The organism is Escherichia sp. E4736 (assembly GCF_005781225.1).
Classification (GTDB): Bacteria; Pseudomonadota; Gammaproteobacteria; order Enterobacterales; family Enterobacteriaceae; genus Escherichia.
Genome location: NZ_VATT01000034.1, coordinates 45,569 through 64,963, shown reverse-complemented (window position 1 = coordinate 64,963; position 19,395 = coordinate 45,569). Strand labels below are relative to the sequence as shown.

Sequence of the window (19,395 nt, the reverse complement as noted above, 5' to 3'; positions counted from 1 at the left end):
TCGAGAATTATTGTACGGTATGCCCGTTTTTGAACGGGTGGTGTTATCGCAATAGGGTGTACTCCCCCGCTATATGGCATTTGGAGTGGCTTTTCCCTAACCGGATAACCTAAACGCGATGCTGCCAAGACGATAATTTAAAACCGATAGCCACTGGCGCTAAATCAATCCCTTATGGGCTGGTGTGGTTAAATAACGAGCTAAACATACAAGATTTTCCGTTTCCCAAACTGATCCCAATACATGTCGTTTTGTTGATTGTCGCTCTATATGGCTGATTTTAAGATAGCCCTTCCCTGTCTACTTCCATGTGTGGTGTAATCCCTTGCGAGATTAAGGTTTCTTTCGAGAGATAGCATGGAATTATTCGAAAATTATTTGTCAGCGTTACCTAAAAAAAAGCGATTGAGTGAAGTCAAGTTGACTATCCTGAAGAGATTATGGGGCTCGGATGATATTGATTTTCCTAAACCTTGGGTCTCATCAATAGAACTACTGGAACTGACAGGGCAAAAGTACTTCGATAGACGAACAAGAGAATTGCGAGATGAACTAGGCTGTGATCTCGAAAGCTCGTACATTGCGGAGTTCTCGGGGCATGCTTGGCGGCTGAAATCAAGTATGATTGCCCCACCAATGGAAAGGGAATACCTGACAGAATCACAACGATCCGGTTTATTTTCTAACCACAGCAATACATGTGCAACATGTGGTAAAACTGTTGCAGGTGGGGTCAGGGGGCTACAAGCGGATCACAAAATACCTTTGTCACGTGGTGGTGGAAATGAGTTAACCAATTGGCAAGCTCTTTGCCACAATTGCAACGTAGGTAAGAGAAGAGCATGTGAGGGGTGTACTGATGATTGTTACACATGCTCATGGGCATTCCCTGAAAAGTTCGGGATTACTACAATGCTCCATCTGCCAGAAGCTGCTTTAAGAAAAGCTCAGCAGCTAGCCGATGCAAATGGGATTTCATTAGACGAAATCGTTGCCTACGCAATACGCAAGCTCTGAATATCATTTGACTCGAGTGGTAACGCCAACTGTTGTTTTTTCATGATGTCAACAGCTTCGAGTGCTTTACGGATTTGCCTTCCTGTTGCCTCGGCAACAGGGGGGGGGAAAGCGTTACCGACTTGACGATAAGCAGCTGTTTTTTTACCAGAGAATTTCCACCAGTCGGGGAAACCTTGGATTCGTGCAGCCATTCTTACAGTCAAACGAGGCATATTTTCAAAACCAGCCCGAACCTTTCCGTCTCTTCCAACATACCCGATAAACCCCTTTTCAGGGCCATTATCCGCTATGGAATGTCCATTGACTCCAAGCGCTTGCCAGGATCTTTTGGCTCTTGTCGGGCCAAGATCTGGCCCCCCATGCTTATGGGAACCGCCAACAAGTGTAGGAGCTATATTATCTGCTGCCTTTCTCCAGGCTTCAGCTCCTTCCCAACCTCCCATTGACATTAAGTCAAAGAGGGCATCACCCACAGTCGGCGGTATCAACGTTTCACTCGGCCAATGAAAATGAGCTGCATATTCACCACGCAATGCGACTAAAAGAACACGTGGGCGAAGCTGAGGAACTCCGTAATCAGAAGCATTATGAAGTTTCCAAAAGGTCTTATAACCCATTGCAGAGAAAGCATGATCTAGTTCTTGCCGATATTGTTTAAACTTTGGGTCTAACAAACCTGAAACATTTTCAATCATTACTGCTTTTGGCTTAATAGTGTTCACAATTTTGAGCGCTGTCGGAAACAAATCACGTTCATCATCTTTGCCAAGTTGCTTCCCTGCTTTTGAGAATGGTGGGCAGGGCACTCCCCCTGCAACCAAGTCAACATCAGAAAAATTATATGCAGTGTGTTCAGCAAAATGCTTAACGCAACCCTCTATGATATCTCCCCAACCTAAAGAATGGAGGTTATTGTTGAGGCGAAGAGTTTCGCAGGCTGCTGGATCAATCTCGACGAGTGCGCGGTGAGCGAAGCCAGCGTTATGTAACCCTAGAGCTTGACCTCCTGCCCCTGCACAAATCTCTACAGATGTATATTGTAACATGCCATTAAACCTGTATATAAAAACAGTTGTATATTTATCTGATCAGAGACCATTACGCAACAAATTGTACAAAACAAGCAGTATCGTCGCCATTGAACCGGTCAGCTTAGTTACTTGATTACTGTATGACAAGGCAATCTACTACTTTGTTTTGGAATCCTCGATTTATCAGAGGACTAAAATTCATTAGTACTATGGGCATCATCTGGATCAGATAAGCATTGTCTAATGCTGGTTGAGTAAAATGCCTCAACTGAGCACGAAAAAAACTACTATCTGTTTACATGATGTTCTGTCCGTATGATGTATTGCGTCCACTGTAAGTAGCGGACGCATTATGCAAGGAGTAAATAAAGAAGAAAGATTAGTGATGAAGATTGGGAATGCTGCTCGTAGAATTCAGCCTCCTAGGTCACTTTGGCTTCGTCGTAACAAGCCAGTTGCCTGTCGTGCTCGCAGGATATCTACCGCTCGAAGATAGGGTGATTGTTCCCGACAGTAGAACCCTCTGCGATCGATACGAACCAGTTCGTACTTATCTACCAAGAAGTTGACTGCATCGGCCAGGGTAATTCCGGCATCAATATGTTCCTTAATAACTGTTTTATCACTGAACGGCGTGTCGTTCAGTGTCAGGCCATAGTGCTGTTCCAGCAGGCGTGTCAGTAGCATTTGCCAGACAGCTACGGGCGACAGACAGGGCTTCGCCGCCCGCGAAATTGTAGCAGGTAGAGTTTTCATGCTTGCTCTCGTGAATTAGTTAGCGTTGAGTGGGATAAACAGCGATGTATGCGTAGCCGCAACTACCAAGGGTATCGGCTTCGCAGGTGAAACCATTGTGGTACAGGTTGACGCAGTGGGCATGTCGGGGATTCAGTTCACCGGTGATCAGCATCAATTCCATCTGGCTGATAAAGTGCGGGAAAGTTTCATCCAGTTTCCGGCATTCGGCGTCACTGAACTTACCGATGATGCTGGCCCGGTCAGCCAGGTAATGCAGCCGGTTCCCCTCCTGCACAAGGCGGGCTCCCAGGCGCGGCGTGATATCCCGCTGCAGGCCCCATGTGGTGTTGCTCATTTATAACCTCTTTTATTGTCAGTTCAGGGTGATACTCATCAGGCAGGCATACGGTCCGTTGCGGTCCTGGCGGCGTTGGGCGTATACCGCCAGCACACCGGGAATGTCAGGAACCACCTGACCGGTGTAATGACAGACGCTACCGTGCCACTGATATTTTCCGGTGCAGTAGCGAAAGATTCGGGACTCAGGATGCTGGCGGTATATCGTCATTGCCCGGCGTTTACTGATAATTTTCATGTAATACCTCACAGCAGACCGTGTCCTGCGAACGAATAGATTTGCCTGCCACCAACAATCAGATGGTCAGGGACACGGATATCCACCAGTTGAAGTACCTGAGTCAGTCGCTGCGTGAGGGCTTTGTCAGCCTGGCTGGGCGTCGTCTCGCCGGAAGGATGGTTATGCGCCAGTATCACCGCCGCCGCATTGAAGTGCAGTGCACGTTTGACCACTTCCCGGGGATGAACCTCGGTGCGGTTAATCGTGCCACTAAAGAGCGTCTCATGGGCGATAAGCTGGTTCTGATTATCCAGATACAGCACCCGGAACTCTTCCCGCTCAAGTGCGGCCATATGCAGTCGCAACCACTCCCGAACGGCGTGAGTGGAGGTGAAGGCTACCCCGGGCTCATGCAGATGCCGGTCCAGAATCCTGAGCGCCCGCTGAATGAGACGCCGGTCCTGTGGCGTCATCTCGCCGGGTAAAAAGGAGAGCTGTTTCATCCGTTGTTCCTCCGTTCAGTCGATGATACGCAGAATGGAGTGAGCTTCAGGATGCTGCAGGGCATAGTCCCGCAAGCGATAATAGTGTGCGGTCATTGCGTCACATTCTGTACGACAGGCGTGATGGCTGTATTCAATCAGGCAGACCGCGATACCTGCGGCTTCCACACTCATTTCCGCACCATTACCGTTCATGCTGTTGAACAGATGCCATTTATCACCACCGTCAGCATCAGGGGCCATAAACGCACCGCCATTGCTGAGCGTGTAAAAGGACCAGATACCACCGCTGTACTCATCACAGAAGCGCTCCATCCAGCCGAAAATACGGGGTTCCAGCGTTATCCACTGCGGAATAGCGCCAAAATACAGCGGCCAGAAATCGAGGCGCTGTTCGTCAGGTACTGGTGTTGCAGTGAGGTCAAATTGAGGTTCATTAGCGGACATCAATTCGCGTTTAGTTTGTGTCGTCATGGATATTCTCCGTCAATAAAAACGCCAGCGACGATGGCTGGCGTATGGGAAATAAAGGGCATGCAGGGATGATGAATGGGTGTGGTCAGGAGGAGGATGCTCTGAGGATGCCTGACTTGCGGATATAACGGTTAAGCCCTTCACCGGCATCAGGTTCAAAGCACCACGCCCGCCAGACCATTCGACCTTCAGAGTCTCGAACCACCAGGCGGAAGTGGCTGCACTGGTCATCTTCAATAGCGATATTTTTATACCGGCAGGTAACCGCTTCAGCCTGCTGTCGGGTGAACGGTCCCGGTGGCAACATATGAGATTCAGACATTCGGTGTACCTTAAAAGCAAAAGCCCCTGACGCAGACGCGTCAGGGGCTTTGGGAGTATGCAGGTGTCGGGTGATTGTCAGTAACCGGTTTGTACCTTATACAGCCGCAGGGTTTTACTGCCCCGGACAATTTTCACATACAGGGCATTATCTTTCGTGCCTCGCACAAAACCGGCCTGCACATCGCCCTTACAGTCACCACCATCGTAAGGAATGTTGACGCCGGTCTGACGCACCAGATCAATAATCCCGAAGCTTAAGTCCTCACAGGCCGGGCCCGGCAGGTCCTGAATCAGGGCAAATTTATGGTCGTCGCTGACACCGGTCAGTGAGCACATGGAGGTGTTGATGTCGTTTCCCTGGCACCAGTACTCCTGGCCGGGATTGTCTTTATCCATCAGGCTTGCCGGAAGTTGAGCGGCACCGGCACTGAATGCGGCAAGTGACAGAATGAGAGCGGGTACAGCAGAGGTCATTATTTTCAGCATGGTTTTCTTCCTGAATTAATCCAGCCCGCTGTCGGGCAAAATGAGGGAGGTAGGTATCGGGTGTTATCAGAAGCGCCGGTAGCGAAACAGCTCTTTGCCCTGGTACAACGCCACCAGGTCGTCATATTCCGGCTTCTTCTGGTTGGGCATAAAGGTCACTACTGTGCCCGGACGGCACAGGTCTTTTACGGTGAGACCGAACTTCTTGTCCGGAGTAATGGTGAATCCCTTCGACACATCGTTGCGCATGATAGTTATCCAGCCCCACAGGCCGCCTTCGCAGTCTTTAAAAGGTGCTGAACGCACCGTGACCATCCCGCCCTGACGGTCAACAGACATGGCTTCGCATTTTCCGGTAACCTGACGATGCGCATCACACCAGAAAATATTCCCGTTGTTGTCATTGACGACAGCAGGTAGCGTCCGGTTATAGGGCTGGGCCTGAGCCCCTGCACAAAGCAGAAGGCTGCCGGTAATGCCCAGTATTTTAATCAGTGTTTTCATTACGTTGGTCCTTAACAGGGAAGTATCAGGTAGCGGTGATTCAGGCCCATACAGTCAGTGCCAGCATCACAAGCCATACCCAGAAGTAAGCCGGTTTCTGACCGAGGTTTTTCGCCCGACGCCACAGATAGAACGGCACCAGCCAGGCCAGTTTGCCGAACGTGGCGGTGTCCACTCCGGCCTTACGCAGGCGTCGTTCATCGAGATACCCCAGAGCGATATTGAGCAGCAGCGTGATAAACCAGTACTGCCCGCCCGAGACAGCCTCATATGCCTCGTCAAAAGACATTCCGTTCAGCCCTGCAGTCCACAGCTCGAGCGCATAACCAATGAAGGGAGCAAATGCCAGCGTCCATACCACTGCACCCGGAATGCGGTTCCCCGGCAGCGCTGGTGGTGTAGTGCTGTGGAGCAGCGCTGAAGCCAGCGGGGTGGCGGAGACCGGTTGCCAGTCTGTCATGCCCTGTCGCCACACCAGCGTGGCAGCGGTGAGTTCACCGCGCGCAATCAGGCCAGTGATGTCGTCTTCGGTCACATTGTCGTGACGTATGCCATTTTTCTCGTAATGCCAGGTCATTGTTTTTCCTTCTTAACAGAGGTAATTAAATCAGTGTGTTGCCCTGCTCCTCCTCAGAGGGCCCAGGAGACAGGACTTCACGAATACAGCTGAAGTGCGGAAGAGCCCGGATAAAGCCCGCCTGTGTGGTTAACTGGCTGAGACGTTTTCGCGGGGTAAAAGTGGTGTTCAGGACTGTCACCGCATGGATGGTCGCCAGAGGGTGCACGGTGATATGCCCGTTAAGTTCACCAGTGAGGTACCAGCAGCCGTCGAGTGATATCAGGCGGTACGGGGCCAGCCCGTCACAGCGCTCTCCCTCGGCCAGCAGCAGTACCCGCTTGCAGGCGGTAATGGCACTGACAAGACGGTAGAACACCAGTGAGATGGACGGTGATATAGTCTGTGGCGGCTGCCACACCAGGCACGGCATCCCTCCTGCAGTGAGCAGCATGCCCGCCAGACGCCGGTCCAGCCCCGGAAAAATATCGGCCAGTCCGGCCCGGTGCGCGAAGGTCAGCGCATCGAGCTCGCCCTGTACGCCCCCACCGGTGCTACGCAGGCGGCATTGCCCCCGTCGATACTCAAGGTCGAGGTACAGCAGCCGTTCACGAAAATCCCGTCGCAGGGTACGGACTGACACACCAAACTCTGCAGCAAGTCGCGTCATGTTCAGCGTTTCACCGGCAACCAGGCGGCTGATTATCAGTGACAGCCTGACAGCCAGCCGGTCGTGACGGCGCTCTGCCTGTGTCATCTCGAATCTCCGTAATAATTAACTGACTGAATATGAAATGATTCTAAAGAGGGGGGCGGACAGGGTATGGACACGGAATGAACTATTTTTTCTCTGCCACCGGAGGCAGGCCCGACGCGGCACACCGTGAAATACGGTGATAAAACACTCAATCCAATGGTGGTAAAACGGACAGGGAGTGTCCTTTCCCAACATACTGATAACAAGCTCAGGACTGAAACCCACTCAGCATCGCTTCCGCTATCACCCAGAGAGCCCGGTTGAGCTTCACATCTCCGTCGATACCACGCACGGCGCGGGTATGCGTTCGCCCACCTTTTGCACTCCGACCACTGAGCCCGCCCTTAATCAGGTTCTCCTGAATACGCTGGTATGTGGTCCACAGATCATTGCTCTCATCCTGCCAGCGGCGTGGGGAGAGTATCTGAGGTGCTGTCACCGGCTGGTGGTCCTCACCGAAACGGTACGTCAGTGCAGCCTGTGCCAGAGCCTGTTGTGCAGGTGGCGTCAGCATCAGCGACTGCATGGCATCCCGCTTCTCTTCCACACGGTCAAAAATCCCCAGCACTTCATACGCTCCTTCGATCACCTGACTCACCACATCCCCTTTGTGCGGCACACGCACCTCGCCAAACGACTCACCGCAGACGAGTCCGTTCTGGCATACCGCACGGAATAATCCCGGTAGCATCTGATACGAGCTGGAGCCGTCGTGAGAATTGAGCAGAATAATTTCCGGGACCTGCTTACCGGTAATCTGCCCCTCCCGACGCAGGCGCAGCATGTGCTTTGTATGCTCGCGACGCCCTGGGTCAGGTACTCGAGTCTGGCAGGCAAAGAACGGCTGAAAGCCTTCGCGCTGCAGGTTTTCAAGTACAGTAATTGTTGGTATCCAGGTATACCGGGCACTCCGGGACGCATGCTTCTCCTCACTGAACACACTGGGTACCACGCGATACAACTCTTCACGGGTTAACGGCCGGTCACGACGGATAAGATTTGCTGCGCCAAAGCGCGAAGCCAGACGGGTCATAAGCAGACTCCTCATGATGGAAAATACATACAAAAAGCCCCGCCGCAAAATCGCGGCAGGGCTCAGGAAACTACGGGTTGGAATGGTTAATGTTCAGAAGAAGAAATCCCAGACTGCACGGGCGACTGATACCACGATGTTGCGTACAGACTGGATAACTGTCCGAACCGGGGCCGGTATGAGTGGCAGGGAACTTACAGTGTCCAGTACCGAGCCTACTGTTTCACCAAAATCGTCACGGGCTTTTTTATTAACGGCATCGGTACGAAGAGGAGCACTAAGCTGTACCGCTACCGGGCTACTGGCCTCACGCGGAAGGCAACGAATCATACGCTCTGCCATCACCCGCAGTCCCCAATGCAGACGAACCGACACCGCACAGATCGGATTTACTGGTTGGAATAACTCATGCAGCAAGCAGATTTTGCGACTGATGTTCTGCTTTTGCTCCCTGGAGAGCTTATCACCGCCGCTGGTGGGTTCAGCCTTATCCGACTGACTGATAACAAACAGCACCTTATGTCGGTAAGCCTCCCCAATTACCTGATGGTAAAATTGTTCATCCACCCCCAGCGCCCGATCATCAGCCTTAATCAGCCACAGTACCAGGTCGAGCCGGGGAAGTTGTTCGCGATACAGGGCGGCGTATTCAGTATCGCGCAAACTACTTTCCCCCACGCCTGGTAGATCAACAAGGGTCATAACGCTCTCGCCCACTTGCAGGCTAAATTGTAAGGGGACGCGTGTGCAGGCGACTACATCGCTAACCGGTGAAACCTCACTGGCAAACAGGGCATTGCACAACGACGATTTTCCTGCCCCGGTTTTACCCATAATGCCGATCACAGGCTCGTAGTGAGTAAGCTGGTTTATCTGCTGCAGAATACGCTCCGATGCCCATTGCGGCAGGTCGGAAAGCGAGTCCTGCAGGTCAAGTAGACCTTCAATTTTTTTCATCTCAACTCCGCTGAAAAGTAAAACATAAAACGGTAAAACCAAATGGTTTTACCGTTTAAAAGGAAATGTTCAGGGGAATGATATATATCTTAATGTTTTTAGAATGGATTCATATATGATGTTGATCTTATTCAAGATATCCTAGAGTATCATTCTGTTGATAACATATTGAATTTGGTTAAAATAATTGAGCCTGATATCCCTTTTTACTGAATTTCAAGAGGTATTGGGTTGTGTTCGTTCGCCCAATTCTATTGATGACAAGGAAAAGCAAATGGTTAGTAGCCAGTATCCCCGGGGTTCAGAATGGCATAAGTGGGATTTACATATTCACACTCCAGCATCTTTTCATTGGAATGGCCCGAGATTTAAGTCAGATCCACGCTCACCAGAGAACGCCCCACTAGTGGATGCAATGATCAATGCTATGAATGCAGCAGAACCAATCGCATTTGCGATTATGGATTATTGGACCTTTGATGGATGGTTTGCGTTAAAACATCGATTGACGCAAGAAGATGCCCCCAAGCTAGAAAAAACCGTTTTTCCTGGAATTGAATTGCGGTTGATGGCGCCAATGCGTGGAAGGCTAAATGCTCACGTTCTTTTTTCTGATCATATACCAGATCAGGAGCTTATTGATTTCAAGAGTAAACTAGAGGTTGCTCTAATAAATAAGTCATTATCAGATTCAGCCTTAATCCAAATAGCTAGGGAGGCTGCACCAGATAAATTGCGGCATCATAGTCTCAACCAACAAAAGATTCTTCAATCTGATGCTGATGCTCTCAAGGCTGGTTCAATAATAGCCGAGGTTACATGTGAGAGTTATCAAAAAGCAATTAACAGTGTCAGCAAAAATCAAGCTATTGGGTACATGCCATTTGATACCAATGATGGGCTTACTGAAATTGAGCGTAACGCGCATTATGCATTCGCATTAACTCTTTTCAAGACATCACCAATATTTGAAACAAGGGATTATGCTACGTGGGCAGCTTTCGCTGGTGTAAAGGTCCCTGAAAATGAAAGGTGGTTTGATGCTTTTCAAAAGGCTTTAAATAATAAACCTAGACTTGCTATTTCAGGGAGTGATGCTCACTGCTTTGTTGGAGAACCTGGTAACAATGATCGCCGAGGATATGGTGACTACCCTTCAGGAAAGGCAACATGGATAAAGGCTAATCCAACATTTGACGGATTAATGCAAGCAATAAGAGAACCAGCAAAACGTTCATTTATTGGTGCTATTCCTAAAAAACGGAAATTAGTAAGCGAAAACAGAAGTCTATTTATTGAAAAGCTAGAAGTTAAAAAATCAATTGATTCATCAATCAATGAATCCTGGCTCGACAATACGGATATACATTTAAATCACGATTTAGTCGCTATTATTGGTAATAAAGGTAGTGGTAAAAGTGCATTGGCTGATATTGCAGCGTTGCTTGGTAACTCTAAACAAAGTCATCATTTTTCCTTCCTAAAGGAAAATCGATTTAGAGGAAAAACAGGTGAGCCAGCACGTCACTTCAATGCAAAAATAGTATGGAGTGATGAAAAAGAGTTAACAAAAAACCTTAATGATAATCCAGCAACTGAAAATGTTGAATTAATAAAATACATTCCACAAGGCCATTTTGAAGAGTTGTGTAATGCTCATGTATCGGGCCAATCAGATGCATTTGAAAAAGAACTAAGATCTGTAATCTTCTCACATGCAGATGAATCTATACGCTTAGGTGCTCATGATTTTGAAGATCTGATAGAAAAGCAGGAGAGCTCTCTTCGAAGCCAACTAGAAAGCTATCGTAGTGAGATGCATAAACTCAATGAACAAGTAATGTTTATTGAGAGCCAAATGACCGATGAAGCAAAAAAAGCACTTGATGAAATGTTGGCTCAAAAAGTTAGATTACTGGAAGAGTTGATCAAAGCAAAGCCAGAAGAAGTTCCTGAACCATCTAATGAGCTTACACAGGAACAACAACAAATATCTGAACAGCTATCAAACATCAATCAAGAATTAGAAAAGTTACAGAAGCAGCAAGAATCAGACCTAGAAGAACTTACAAAGTTAGCCGGAAAGAGAAAAGCAAGCAAGAATATTAAGGCTGGTTTTGAAATCGTCAAACGTGCAGTTAATCAATTTGTGTCAGAGTTTGATTCAGATGCTAAACTCCTTGGTTTGGATATAGAGAGTTTAGTTAGAGTTGATGTTGATGAAAAAACTCTCTCTGCATTAGACGATGCTGGTTCACTTCGTGAAAAAGAAATCAAAGAACGTCAATTAACCCAAGTGGCTAGTAAACAATTAATTTTGGAGAAAAAAGCTCCACTAAATGCACAGTTGAATGCCCCACAACAAGCATACCAGTTGTTTAAAGAACAGCTCAAAGCTTGGGGTGAGAAACATGCAGCATTATTAGGAAACAAAGATGATCCAGATACACTCGAAGGTATCAAGCATAGAATATCTAAACTGGAGCAACTTCCAAGTCAACGATTAGAATTACATGAGAAACGAAACGATTTGACTCGAAAAATTTTTACAATTCTTAATGAGCAAAAAGAGAATCGTGAAACCCTTTTCGAACCAGTACAATCACTTATTCAAAATAATATTCTTATCCGTGATGAATACAAACTACAATTTAGAGCTGAACTAAGTAGCACTGCAGATCTAATTTCAAATAGATTATTTTCCATTGTTAAGCAAGCGTCGGGTGAATTTAGGGGCGAATCAGAGAGTCTTTCAGTAATTAAAGACCTTATGGATCGACATGATTTAAATGACCAAGAATCTTTACTCATGTTTGTCCAGGAATTGCACAGAAAACTAGAGAGTTCTTCTAAGAATCCAGTTGGTGTAGCTTCATTGTTACGCAAAGATCGTACAGCTAATGAAGTTTATGACCTTATTTTTGGCTTAGAGTACCTTGAGCCAAGATATACATTAATGTTTCAAGATGCTCAAATAGGACAATTGTCTCCTGGACAAAGAGGGGCCTTACTTCTGATTTTCTATCTGCTTGTGGATAAAGGAAATACACCAATAATTCTGGACCAGCCTGAAGAGAATCTTGACAATGAAACTATTGTTAGCCTGCTTGTACCTGTTTTAACGGAAGCAAAGCAAAAACGACAGATTATTATGGTTACACATAATCCGAATCTTGCAGTTGTTTGTGATGCAGAGCAAATTATCCATTGTGAGTTTGATCGCACAAAGGGGCACAAAATAACATATACCCCAGGAGCTATTGAGTGTAGCGTAATTAATAACAAAGTGGTTGATGTTCTTGAAGGAACTATGCCTGCATTTGATAATCGTAGAATGAAGTATATGTGATGTTTGCATAAAACTGCCCATCTATAAGTTTTAGATGGGCAGTTTCTTTCGAAGTTACCGGGGGCACATTGGCAGTGCGATAAATCAATAATATCTTTTATGATATTCGGATTTATATTATGGAATGATATAAGTGCTTATAAACTTTTACTGGAATTTAATGGGGTTGTATTATAACCAACTACCCTCGACTGCATCCGAAATTTCTGTCACCTTCACCAAATATTTTTGTATCTAACTTGGTTAAATAGTCTAGACGGGTGAGAAGGTCGTTATACACAATGTCAAAATCCGGATCGTTAACATTCAATACATATCTACAATTCTCCGGGAAATGAACCAGATTCCTGCAATCCTCAGGTTCAAGATTAAGAGCACTATACCATGCTCTAGTTATCATATTAGTGAGCGTACCGCTATGTTCATGATGACCCAAGTGATAGTAAGCATCTTTATTGAAAAATAGACAAGTGTGAAAATGACATTTTCCACTCTGCGTGTATTCCCTTGCCCAGAGTTGGCGTATTGAATTTGGTTTTATTCTAATCCCAGCGCATACTCTACGGTTTTCACTAGCAGCTAATATAGCTTTTAATGAATTTATAAAGCGAGATATTGCTCCAGGTTCAAGATTATGAAAACAACAAACTGTGTCGCCATTATCAAGGATTTTCGGATAATGAAGATCAACCCTTAACGCCATAGTTTTGGAGAATTGATGAATAGCATTGTTAATCACGGTAGCAATATTGTCTCTATAAGAGATGATATGATTGCCATGAGTACCATTATAGATTTTCATAATAATAAGACCATAGTTGCTCTTATCTTAAATAAGAGCATGTTGATTAATATCTTTTCTATAGAGCAAATGAATTAATGTTTTGGCAATCACATACAACACTTCTATTAGTTATCAATAGAAACGACAATATATTACCTTTCCACCACCATTTACCTATATCAGGTCTGTTCCAGCCTAAAGATTACGAGTGCAATTCGCTCTGCATTTAGCTTTGTACTTTTACACGATGTATTGTGTGCTGATAGATTGCATATAGTCTATATCAGGACCGATATATAAAGATCTTCCACGTTTAGCTATTCTGATTTTTCCTTGCTGAACTAAAATTTCCAATAAACCATCTGCGACTTTCTTTCTTCTCAATCGATTAGGTCCAAAGGAGTAAATTAACACTTTGTTAAAATAAATTATGGAGTTGTCTTCGCAATATTTTATAACCCAGTTAAATAATTCTTCAGAATCAACTTGTTCCTCTTTTTTATCTAGGAGCTTAGGAGGTGAAAATATACGGATATATTCATCTGTAAACCAAAGTGTAATTTCAATTGCTGCCTCTATGGCTTCTAAAGAAATATCACCTTCCCCATGGTTAAAATAAAATAGAAGTGCTGATATTCTTGCTGCATTTTCTGCAATTTTAGAAGCATAATCTTTGATGTCAGAAAATAATCCAAATCCAAGCATCCCCATTTCGGACTCTACTTGATTATGAAATTGTATCCATCTTTCTTGTGCTTCCGGAGAAAAGTAGAGGCAGGTCCGTTTGCTGTTTTTATTTGATGCAATGTTTGTCTTAATAATCTCCATTAATCTCTTATGAAACAATGGAAGATGTTCATTTGAAGTGACTGGGTTAGTTATTGTTCTGTAACCTTGTTTCGAGTGAGGTTGACAAATCAAAAATCGATTGAATATCCCAATTCCCTTTGCTATATCACCTTTATTTTTAATATATCTGCTAATAACGCTAGGTTGCGCCATCAATCCTGCTGTTAGGGTTGCATTTTTAATTAATCTATCCGGTTCATTCTTTCTTTGCAGTGTGTATGTAGAACCATCCCACATTTTGTTGAGGAAGGGTAAGTCACCTAGGATATAGCCATTAAATACAGTTCCTGCTTCATCAGAAAAAATTCCGACAGAACGCCAATGACCGGAAAGATAATCTTTTAAAGCAGCGGGTGTCGCGTCATTAAATATCATCCTATATTTTATTGGTTCTTCTGGGTAAGAAGAAAGAAGTTCTTCAAGTCTTTTACGATGCTCAGAAATATCTCTATTGCAGCGAATGTCTGACTTGATTTTTGCTATAATTAATTTCTTTTCAATATCTATTATTTCAATTGTGTTTTTGTATGATAGCATTTCATTTAGATGCTTTTCAAATAACAATTCTTCAAATTCATATATCGGGTTAAATATTTGTTTGTAAACACCTGTTTTCCTTTCTCCAGAATCGGCGATTGTCAACAAATATAATGATGCAGGGCCAGTAATGTTATTTATCCTACATACATCTATACTATTCTGACAGGCTAAAGAAATGGCACTTAGTATAGCTGAAGAAATCAATGATAGTGGGGCTTGAGTATGCTGTTCTACTTCATAGACAGCATTTCTGGCTAGTGAGGGCAGCGTGTGTACAGGGAAATTTTTATCTAACATAATAACCTCCTTTCATCGTTTTTCTTCAGAAGCGAAGAGAGTGTGGATATAGCTTTGAACGTCATCCCAGAGCCAGTAGTTTTTTTTGTTAATTTTTTTTGGTCTTACCAAACCAGATGGTAATTGATCTTGGCACAACCATTTTCTGATTGTTTGCGGTTTACAATTCAACAGTTGTGCTAAATCATTAGTAGAAACAAGTCGGATGTTGCTTGGAGATGATGCTTCACTTATTTGAAATTTGCTCATGATGCCACCCCGGAGATAAAAACGTGGGCAAATGAAGCAATAGGTAGGACGCAGGCTTTGTTTAAGAGATAGGAGGCGTTTAAGGAAAGGATAGAGAATAAGGAGGATGATCTGAGTACACTTGCAGGCTCGGGATCACCACCTTCACTTGAACCGGTGGAAAAAGATCCCTTTGCTGACTTGGTGCTACTACGATGCGCTCTCGAGGTATGAGTTTTAAATGGCACTGAACGAGAAATCACGTTAGCTAAAGCAATTTTGCATGCCTTGTTTCGTACATTTTTCCGATAAATAGCCTGATCCATTACATGAAGGGCGACTTTCTTATAGTGGTTTTTAAACCATTGCTCAATGGGGAGTCCATTAGATGATGGTGAATGGTATTGGATTTCAAAATTGATCTCGGGCAGTCCAAGCAGATTCGCCAGAATCTCTTGACTATCATCTAACACGGGGTTGTAACTATTAAACATTCTGATATTTCTCCTCTAGGGTCGTGAACTAATGAGGCGATTTTTATCCAAGTTTCAATATCTGTCAATAACTCTTTTATTTTTCAGGGTTAATGTAACATATTGATATTTAATGAAATCAACGCGTATCAACACTCGATTTTTTCATAAATAGAGGCCTGTTCTAAGATCCAGCTCTCAATTTTTTCATGCCATTTACGCAACAAATCTAATGGACGACGACGGTAGTGTTTCTCAGCTAGAGCACTAGGTTTATGGCCCATAATCTGCGCAACTATGCCAGTTGGCACTTCGACCCATTCGGCGAGCGTACCAAAACTACGACGTAATCCATGCAGGCTGATGTGTGGTAATTCAGCCTTAGCTAAGGCCCGATTGTGTGCGGAACGCGGTTCAATAATTTTGCCGCTTTTGCTATTACTCCTGAAAACCCAATCCTCCTTATTTACGTCAGAATTTGGTGTTTGCACCAATGCGCGTAACAGGTGAGTGACATAAGGAGTAAGAGGTATGATACGTTCGCCTTCGATCTTGTCTTTAATCCGCATACTTGACCATTTGAAATCGACGTCAGACCACCGAAGTGACGCAATTTCTTCGCGTCGCGCTCCGGTGAGTAAAAGTACCTGGAGATAGGCCGATGCAATGGGATTGTTGAGGTTACGCACGGCACTGAACCAGCTTTTTAACTGTTCTTTTTGTAAGCAATCTCCCGCTTTACTCGCTGATACTGGAACCAATTTTCTCACGTTATGATCTTGTGCAAGATCGCCATGGATTATTCCCTGATATTTTTTCTGGTAATTAACCCATTTGATAAATGCACGCAACAGACGGTAGGCATGAGCAGTGACGGTAGGCCGATTTTGTCTTTCTGTACTTAGCCATGCGGCAATGTTCTCTGGTGTTAGTTCCGATAACGGTAGGTCGAGCAAGCTAGCCAATGGTCCAGCCGAGGTTGGGCCCCGGCCTCTTTTTTTACTTTCTCCTCCACGGCTGGACAAGTTCACGTGATCGGCAATATAACGTGCAGAGTAAGGACGTTTAGTTTTTGCGCTGATTCCGGTTCTCAATTCTTGAAGATAATCTTCCCAAGCGCTTGAGAAGGTTACCTTCGTTTTACGAGATTCAGCCTGCTGTGATTCCGCTTCAGCAATTTTTTCTGCTTTAGCTATACGCGGATCTATCCCAGTATCGATTAATGTTTGCAGCCGCCTGGCTTCGGCCCTGGCATCATCAATCCTCCAATCGTTAATGTTGCCAATGGTCATGCGAAGGGTTTTTCCCGCATATACGCTTTGGAACACAAAAGCTTTTGTTCCGCGAGTTGCCCGGCATGCCAGAGTTGTTACATCCGCATCCCAAAGAAATGCTTGGTTTTTCCCTTCAGTTAAAGCAAATTTTCGAATACGCTCGAAGGTGAGTTTTTGTCTCGGAAGTGCCATTTTTGGGCTCCAGATGAGAAAGGTTACATCACCATAATGTAACGGCTGGTGTAAGTAAATTAGGGGAATACACATCAACACCTGTCAATTTTTATCAACAGGTGTGTTTTATAAGTTAATGTTTTATAATGAACTAATTGTTTTAAGAGTAGGTTTTTAAAGGGGTAAAAGTATAATAACGTCGCATTCGTAATGCGAAGGTCGTAGGTTCGACTCCTATTATCGGCACCATCTAAATCAATAAGTTACACATCATTAGTACCTTCCTTATTTTTTGACTGGGACAAATTTGGGACCGATGGGTTCAGGATCGAGTCTATTTGCCGTGCGTGTTCGGTAAGGTGATTAGGTGCAAGGTGAGCATATCGACGAACCATTTCGATAGACTCCCAGCCTCCCATTTCCTGTAACACTGACAACGGGACTCCGGCTTGAACCAGCCAACTTGCCCAGGTGTGTCTCAAGTCGTGAAATCTGAAATCATCAATACCAGCCCGTCTCAGCGCCGCTTTCCAGGCTGTGTTTGCGTCATACCGCATCTTCCTTACTGTTGGCGCTTTCGTTCCGTCTGGTTTGGTACAGCTTTCCTTGTACACAAATACCCAACGGTGATGATTCCCGATTTGTTTTTTCAATACGCGACATGCAGTATCATTCAGCGCAACGCCAATTGCGCGGTTTGATTTACTCTCTTCCGGGTTTATCCATGCCACCCGGCGCTGCATATCTATTTGTTGCCATTCAAGGTTGATGATGTTCGAGCGTCTTAAACCTGTTGCCAGTGCAAATTCAACAACAGACTTTAATGGCTCCGGACATTCATCAATCAGCCTTTGTGCTTCATGAGGCTCCAGCCAGCGGATCCGTTTATTCTTTGGTTGAGGCACTTTAATAATTGGTGCCTTATCCAGCATTTTCCATTCACGCTCTGCGGCTCTTAGCAGGGCCTTTATAAATGAAAGATGCGTTGCCTTCGTTGCAACGGACGCTGGTTTTGGCGTGTATTCTGGAACTGGTTTCCCTTTTTTTCTGCATGCTTCTGCCCTGAGTTTCCAGTTTTCCTCATGACGCCGGTTCGTCATTTTCTGCATTGCTGAATAAATTTTTGATTCAGTAATGTCTCTTAGTTGCATTCCTGCGAAATGTTGAAGCCAGAATCCGATCCGGCTTTTGTCATCGTCCAGTGATTTTTTATGTGCTTTCTCTTCGAGCCACCTGACACACGCCTCCTCGAACGTCATATCAGGTATTTCACCAAGTTTGCTGACCCGCCATGCTTCAGCCTTTAGCTTGTCATGGAGCTCTGTCGCCTGCCTTTTGTCCTTTGTTCCAAGAGACTGTTTAAATCTTTTACCGTTCGGCAATGTGAAACTGGCGTACCATATTTCACCTCTGCGGAAGAGTGACATTTTCTTTCCTCTGTTATGCCATCACCCGCGCTCACCTGGACAGTATGCAGCGGAGACTGAAGCGCCGCAATGCAGGCTTGTCGTGTTGTGAGGTAAGGAGATTTTGGTTTAGTGGGGTCTTTGCGTGTTGCCTGTAGGCGGCCTGTTCGTATCCAGTTGGTAGCGGTAGGTCTGGATATCTTGAGAAACTGACAGGCCTCATCGAGTGTGAGGCTGTATGATTCCATGGTTACCTCTGCTTTTTGAACGCATGTCACGTAACTTCTTAATGTGTTCTGCCGTTTCGATCTCTTCTGCTATCCGATCTGCATCAGCTTTATTCACAGGTTCAAAGTCATGATTAAAGCGGAACATGCTGGCGATACATGTTCTGCCTTTTCGGATGTAGTGAACTTTGTTGTGAGTGGAACGCAGGATTTTGCAGGGAGTGCCGTGTTGGTCGACGTACCAGGTGTTAGGGTAAATCACTCTGAACATTCTTGGCCTTGTGTTGTGCGGATTGATATTCAGTGCTGATATTCACCTTTATAGCGAACACCTTTACCGGTTTATCGCCAAAGTGCGGATGTGTGATTGTCTTCACTTCATATCCGTCATACGGAACATCAATTCTGCGACTGAAATCGTCACGCTTCGGATATCCCTTCGTGATGATCAGACTGCCATACTCGCGGTTAACGAGGCGCTTTTTCCAGTAGTCATTAACAAGGCGATACTCTTCCGTTTTCTCTCCGCGAATCATGGCATCGAAGTATTCACTTTTAACAGCAAGTTGCAGGTTAGCCATCACTTAATCCCCCTTTGTTTGCGGATAAGCTCCAGATCTTGCTGGCAACTGGCACAAGTCCGACAACCCTGAACGGCCAGTCGTCTTCGTTCATCTATCGGATCGCCACACTCACAACAATGAGTGGCGGATACAGCCAGGTGGTTCAGACGGCGCATTTTTATTGCTGTGTTGCGCTGTAATTCTTCGATTTCTGATGCTGAATCAATGAGGTCTGCCATCTCATTAATCCCTGAATTGTTGGTTAATACGC

Annotated in this window: 25 protein-coding genes; 2 read left to right on the top strand and 23 right to left on the bottom strand. The window is 45.4% G+C overall.

The genetic code is table 11. The annotated features are described in order from the left end of the window. The first annotated feature begins 357 nt into the window (after positions 1–357). Positions 358–1,017, top strand: a complete 660-nt coding sequence (locus tag FEK46_RS19060; protein ID WP_016248354.1) for an HNH endonuclease signature motif containing protein — start codon at positions 358–360, stop codon at positions 1,015–1,017. Here FEK46_RS19060 and FEK46_RS19055 read toward each other — a convergent pair. The 13 genes from FEK46_RS19055 to FEK46_RS18995 form a co-directional block, all read right to left on the bottom strand. Continuing rightward, entirely contained in the window at positions 996–2,066 is a 1,071-nt protein-coding gene (locus FEK46_RS19055) for a DNA cytosine methyltransferase (protein ID WP_016248355.1), read from the bottom strand. The genes FEK46_RS19060 and FEK46_RS19055 overlap by 22 nt on opposite strands. A gap of 399 nt (positions 2,067–2,465) precedes the next feature. Beyond that, positions 2,466–2,807: a TA system toxin CbtA family protein gene (locus tag FEK46_RS19050; protein ID WP_097569206.1), complete on the bottom strand. Its 342-nt coding sequence runs from the start codon at positions 2,805–2,807 to the stop codon at positions 2,466–2,468. 19 nt (positions 2,808–2,826) lie between these two features. Further along, complete coding sequence (locus tag FEK46_RS19045; RefSeq protein ID WP_097569205.1) at positions 2,827–3,144, bottom strand: type IV toxin-antitoxin system YeeU family antitoxin; 318 nt, start codon at positions 3,142–3,144, stop codon at positions 2,827–2,829. An 18-nt stretch (positions 3,145–3,162) separates the two neighbouring features. Next, positions 3,163–3,384, bottom strand: a complete 222-nt coding sequence (locus tag FEK46_RS19040) for a DUF987 domain-containing protein (RefSeq protein ID WP_112880232.1) — start codon at positions 3,382–3,384, stop codon at positions 3,163–3,165. A gap of 8 nt (positions 3,385–3,392) precedes the next feature. Continuing rightward, positions 3,393–3,869, bottom strand: coding sequence for a RadC family protein (locus tag FEK46_RS19035; RefSeq protein ID WP_135560143.1), 477 nt, complete (start codon positions 3,867–3,869; stop codon positions 3,393–3,395). A gap of 15 nt (positions 3,870–3,884) precedes the next feature. Beyond that, entirely contained in the window at positions 3,885–4,343 is a 459-nt protein-coding gene (locus FEK46_RS19030) for an antirestriction protein (RefSeq protein WP_135560144.1), read from the bottom strand. A gap of 85 nt (positions 4,344–4,428) precedes the next feature. Beyond that, on the bottom strand, positions 4,429–4,665 hold the full coding sequence (locus FEK46_RS19025) for a DUF905 domain-containing protein (RefSeq protein WP_135560145.1): 237 nt from the start codon (positions 4,663–4,665) through the stop codon (positions 4,429–4,431). 77 nt (positions 4,666–4,742) lie between these two features. Further along, positions 4,743–5,153, bottom strand: coding sequence for a hypothetical protein (locus FEK46_RS19020; protein WP_103766790.1), 411 nt, complete (start codon positions 5,151–5,153; stop codon positions 4,743–4,745). A 66-nt stretch (positions 5,154–5,219) separates the two neighbouring features. After that, a complete protein-coding gene (locus FEK46_RS19015; RefSeq protein ID WP_097512819.1) occupies positions 5,220–5,657 on the bottom strand; it encodes a hypothetical protein in 438 nt (145 codons plus the stop codon). Positions 5,658–5,697: 40 nt separating this feature from the next. Next, a complete protein-coding gene (locus tag FEK46_RS19010) occupies positions 5,698–6,234 on the bottom strand; it encodes a DUF4339 domain-containing protein (RefSeq protein ID WP_135560146.1) in 537 nt (178 codons plus the stop codon). Positions 6,235–6,259: 25 nt separating this feature from the next. Next, positions 6,260–6,970, bottom strand: coding sequence for a DeoR family transcriptional regulator (locus FEK46_RS19005; RefSeq protein ID WP_135560147.1), 711 nt, complete (start codon positions 6,968–6,970; stop codon positions 6,260–6,262). 208 nt (positions 6,971–7,178) lie between these two features. Then, positions 7,179–8,003 (bottom strand): DUF932 domain-containing protein, encoded by an 825-nt coding sequence (locus FEK46_RS19000; protein WP_135560148.1) that lies wholly within the window; start codon positions 8,001–8,003, stop codon positions 7,179–7,181. 93 nt (positions 8,004–8,096) lie between these two features. Then, positions 8,097–8,960, bottom strand: coding sequence for a GTPase family protein (locus tag FEK46_RS18995; protein ID WP_135560149.1), 864 nt, complete (start codon positions 8,958–8,960; stop codon positions 8,097–8,099). 274 nt (positions 8,961–9,234) lie between these two features. On the opposite strand from FEK46_RS18995, the gene FEK46_RS18990 reads away from it, so the two are divergent. Beyond that, on the top strand, positions 9,235–12,309 hold the full coding sequence (locus FEK46_RS18990) for a TrlF family AAA-like ATPase (protein ID WP_135560150.1): 3,075 nt from the start codon (positions 9,235–9,237) through the stop codon (positions 12,307–12,309). Positions 12,310–12,490: 181 nt separating this feature from the next. Here FEK46_RS18990 and FEK46_RS18985 read toward each other — a convergent pair whose 3' ends face one another. The 10 genes from FEK46_RS18985 to FEK46_RS18935 form a co-directional block, all read right to left on the bottom strand. Beyond that, positions 12,491–13,111, bottom strand: a complete 621-nt coding sequence (locus tag FEK46_RS18985) for an inovirus Gp2 family protein (protein WP_135560151.1) — start codon at positions 13,109–13,111, stop codon at positions 12,491–12,493. Positions 13,112–13,333: 222 nt separating this feature from the next. Next, complete coding sequence (locus FEK46_RS18980) at positions 13,334–14,779, bottom strand: YfjI family protein (RefSeq protein WP_346763850.1); 1,446 nt, start codon at positions 14,777–14,779, stop codon at positions 13,334–13,336. A 12-nt stretch (positions 14,780–14,791) separates the two neighbouring features. Beyond that, on the bottom strand, positions 14,792–15,028 hold the full coding sequence (locus FEK46_RS18975) for a helix-turn-helix domain-containing protein (protein WP_135560153.1): 237 nt from the start codon (positions 15,026–15,028) through the stop codon (positions 14,792–14,794). Next, positions 15,025–15,501 (bottom strand): hypothetical protein, encoded by a 477-nt coding sequence (locus FEK46_RS18970; protein WP_135560154.1) that lies wholly within the window; start codon positions 15,499–15,501, stop codon positions 15,025–15,027. Before FEK46_RS18970 ends, FEK46_RS18975 begins: the two co-directional genes overlap by 4 nt. A 128-nt stretch (positions 15,502–15,629) precedes the next feature. Further along, complete coding sequence (locus FEK46_RS18965) at positions 15,630–17,021, bottom strand: integrase family protein (protein WP_135560155.1); 1,392 nt, start codon at positions 17,019–17,021, stop codon at positions 15,630–15,632. 170 nt (positions 17,022–17,191) lie between these two features. Beyond that, positions 17,192–18,310 carry a site-specific integrase gene (locus FEK46_RS18955; RefSeq protein ID WP_224628705.1) on the bottom strand — a complete coding sequence of 373 codons (1,119 nt, stop codon included), beginning with the start codon at positions 18,308–18,310 and terminating at the stop codon, positions 17,192–17,194. Continuing rightward, positions 18,232–18,582, bottom strand: a complete 351-nt coding sequence (locus FEK46_RS23795; RefSeq protein WP_071688186.1) for a helix-turn-helix domain-containing protein — start codon at positions 18,580–18,582, stop codon at positions 18,232–18,234. The genes FEK46_RS18955 and FEK46_RS23795 overlap by 79 nt, the downstream gene beginning before the upstream one ends. Continuing rightward, a complete protein-coding gene (locus FEK46_RS18945; RefSeq protein WP_097430198.1) occupies positions 18,554–18,832 on the bottom strand; it encodes a DUF4222 domain-containing protein in 279 nt (92 codons plus the stop codon). Before FEK46_RS18945 ends, FEK46_RS23795 begins: the two co-directional genes overlap by 29 nt. Beyond that, the gene (locus tag FEK46_RS18940) at positions 18,810–19,142 is read right to left on the bottom strand and encodes an ASCH domain-containing protein (protein ID WP_097430197.1); all 333 of its coding nucleotides are present in this window, start codon (positions 19,140–19,142) and stop codon (positions 18,810–18,812) included. Before FEK46_RS18940 ends, FEK46_RS18945 begins: the two co-directional genes overlap by 23 nt. Continuing rightward, positions 19,142–19,363, bottom strand: coding sequence for a TraR/DksA family transcriptional regulator (locus FEK46_RS18935; RefSeq protein WP_135560156.1), 222 nt, complete (start codon positions 19,361–19,363; stop codon positions 19,142–19,144). Before FEK46_RS18935 ends, FEK46_RS18940 begins: the two co-directional genes overlap by 1 nt. Between the last annotated feature and the right edge of the window lie 32 nt (positions 19,364–19,395).

Bases quoted from the DNA above. Each gene is read 5' to 3' on its own strand.
- FEK46_RS19030 (WP_135560144.1), bottom strand. From the start codon at position 4,343: ATGACGACACAAACTAAACGCGAATTGATGTCCGCTAATGAACCTCAA.
- FEK46_RS18940 (WP_097430197.1), bottom strand. From the start codon at position 19,142: ATGGCTAACCTGCAACTTGCTGTTAAAAGTGAATACTTCGATGCCATG.
- FEK46_RS19025 (WP_135560145.1), bottom strand. From the start codon at position 4,665: ATGTCTGAATCTCATATGTTGCCACCGGGACCGTTCACCCGACAGCAG.
- FEK46_RS19045 (WP_097569205.1), bottom strand. From the start codon at position 3,144: ATGAGCAACACCACATGGGGCCTGCAGCGGGATATCACGCCGCGCCTG.
- FEK46_RS23795 (WP_071688186.1), bottom strand. From the start codon at position 18,582: ATGGAATCATACAGCCTCACACTCGATGAGGCCTGTCAGTTTCTCAAG.
- FEK46_RS18985 (WP_135560151.1), bottom strand. From the start codon at position 13,111: ATGAAAATCTATAATGGTACTCATGGCAATCATATCATCTCTTATAGA.
- FEK46_RS19015 (WP_097512819.1), bottom strand. From the start codon at position 5,657: ATGAAAACACTGATTAAAATACTGGGCATTACCGGCAGCCTTCTGCTT.
- FEK46_RS18935 (WP_135560156.1), bottom strand. From the start codon at position 19,363: ATGGCAGACCTCATTGATTCAGCATCAGAAATCGAAGAATTACAGCGC.
- FEK46_RS18970 (WP_135560154.1), bottom strand. From the start codon at position 15,501: ATGTTTAATAGTTACAACCCCGTGTTAGATGATAGTCAAGAGATTCTG.
- FEK46_RS19005 (WP_135560147.1), bottom strand. From the start codon at position 6,970: ATGACACAGGCAGAGCGCCGTCACGACCGGCTGGCTGTCAGGCTGTCA.
- FEK46_RS18965 (WP_135560155.1), bottom strand. From the start codon at position 17,021: ATGTGTATTCCCCTAATTTACTTACACCAGCCGTTACATTATGGTGAT.
- FEK46_RS19040 (WP_112880232.1), bottom strand. From the start codon at position 3,384: ATGAAAATTATCAGTAAACGCCGGGCAATGACGATATACCGCCAGCAT.
- FEK46_RS18945 (WP_097430198.1), bottom strand. From the start codon at position 18,832: ATGTTCAGAGTGATTTACCCTAACACCTGGTACGTCGACCAACACGGC.
- FEK46_RS19055 (WP_016248355.1), bottom strand. From the start codon at position 2,066: ATGTTACAATATACATCTGTAGAGATTTGTGCAGGGGCAGGAGGTCAA.
- FEK46_RS19000 (WP_135560148.1), bottom strand. From the start codon at position 8,003: ATGACCCGTCTGGCTTCGCGCTTTGGCGCAGCAAATCTTATCCGTCGT.
- FEK46_RS19010 (WP_135560146.1), bottom strand. From the start codon at position 6,234: ATGACCTGGCATTACGAGAAAAATGGCATACGTCACGACAATGTGACC.
- FEK46_RS19035 (WP_135560143.1), bottom strand. From the start codon at position 3,869: ATGAAACAGCTCTCCTTTTTACCCGGCGAGATGACGCCACAGGACCGG.
- FEK46_RS19060 (WP_016248354.1), top strand. From the start codon at position 358: ATGGAATTATTCGAAAATTATTTGTCAGCGTTACCTAAAAAAAAGCGA.
- FEK46_RS19020 (WP_103766790.1), bottom strand. From the start codon at position 5,153: ATGCTGAAAATAATGACCTCTGCTGTACCCGCTCTCATTCTGTCACTT.
- FEK46_RS18990 (WP_135560150.1), top strand. From the start codon at position 9,235: ATGGTTAGTAGCCAGTATCCCCGGGGTTCAGAATGGCATAAGTGGGAT.
- FEK46_RS19050 (WP_097569206.1), bottom strand. From the start codon at position 2,807: ATGAAAACTCTACCTGCTACAATTTCGCGGGCGGCGAAGCCCTGTCTG.
- FEK46_RS18980 (WP_346763850.1), bottom strand. From the start codon at position 14,779: ATGTTAGATAAAAATTTCCCTGTACACACGCTGCCCTCACTAGCCAGA.
- FEK46_RS18995 (WP_135560149.1), bottom strand. From the start codon at position 8,960: ATGAAAAAAATTGAAGGTCTACTTGACCTGCAGGACTCGCTTTCCGAC.
- FEK46_RS18975 (WP_135560153.1), bottom strand. From the start codon at position 15,028: ATGAGCAAATTTCAAATAAGTGAAGCATCATCTCCAAGCAACATCCGA.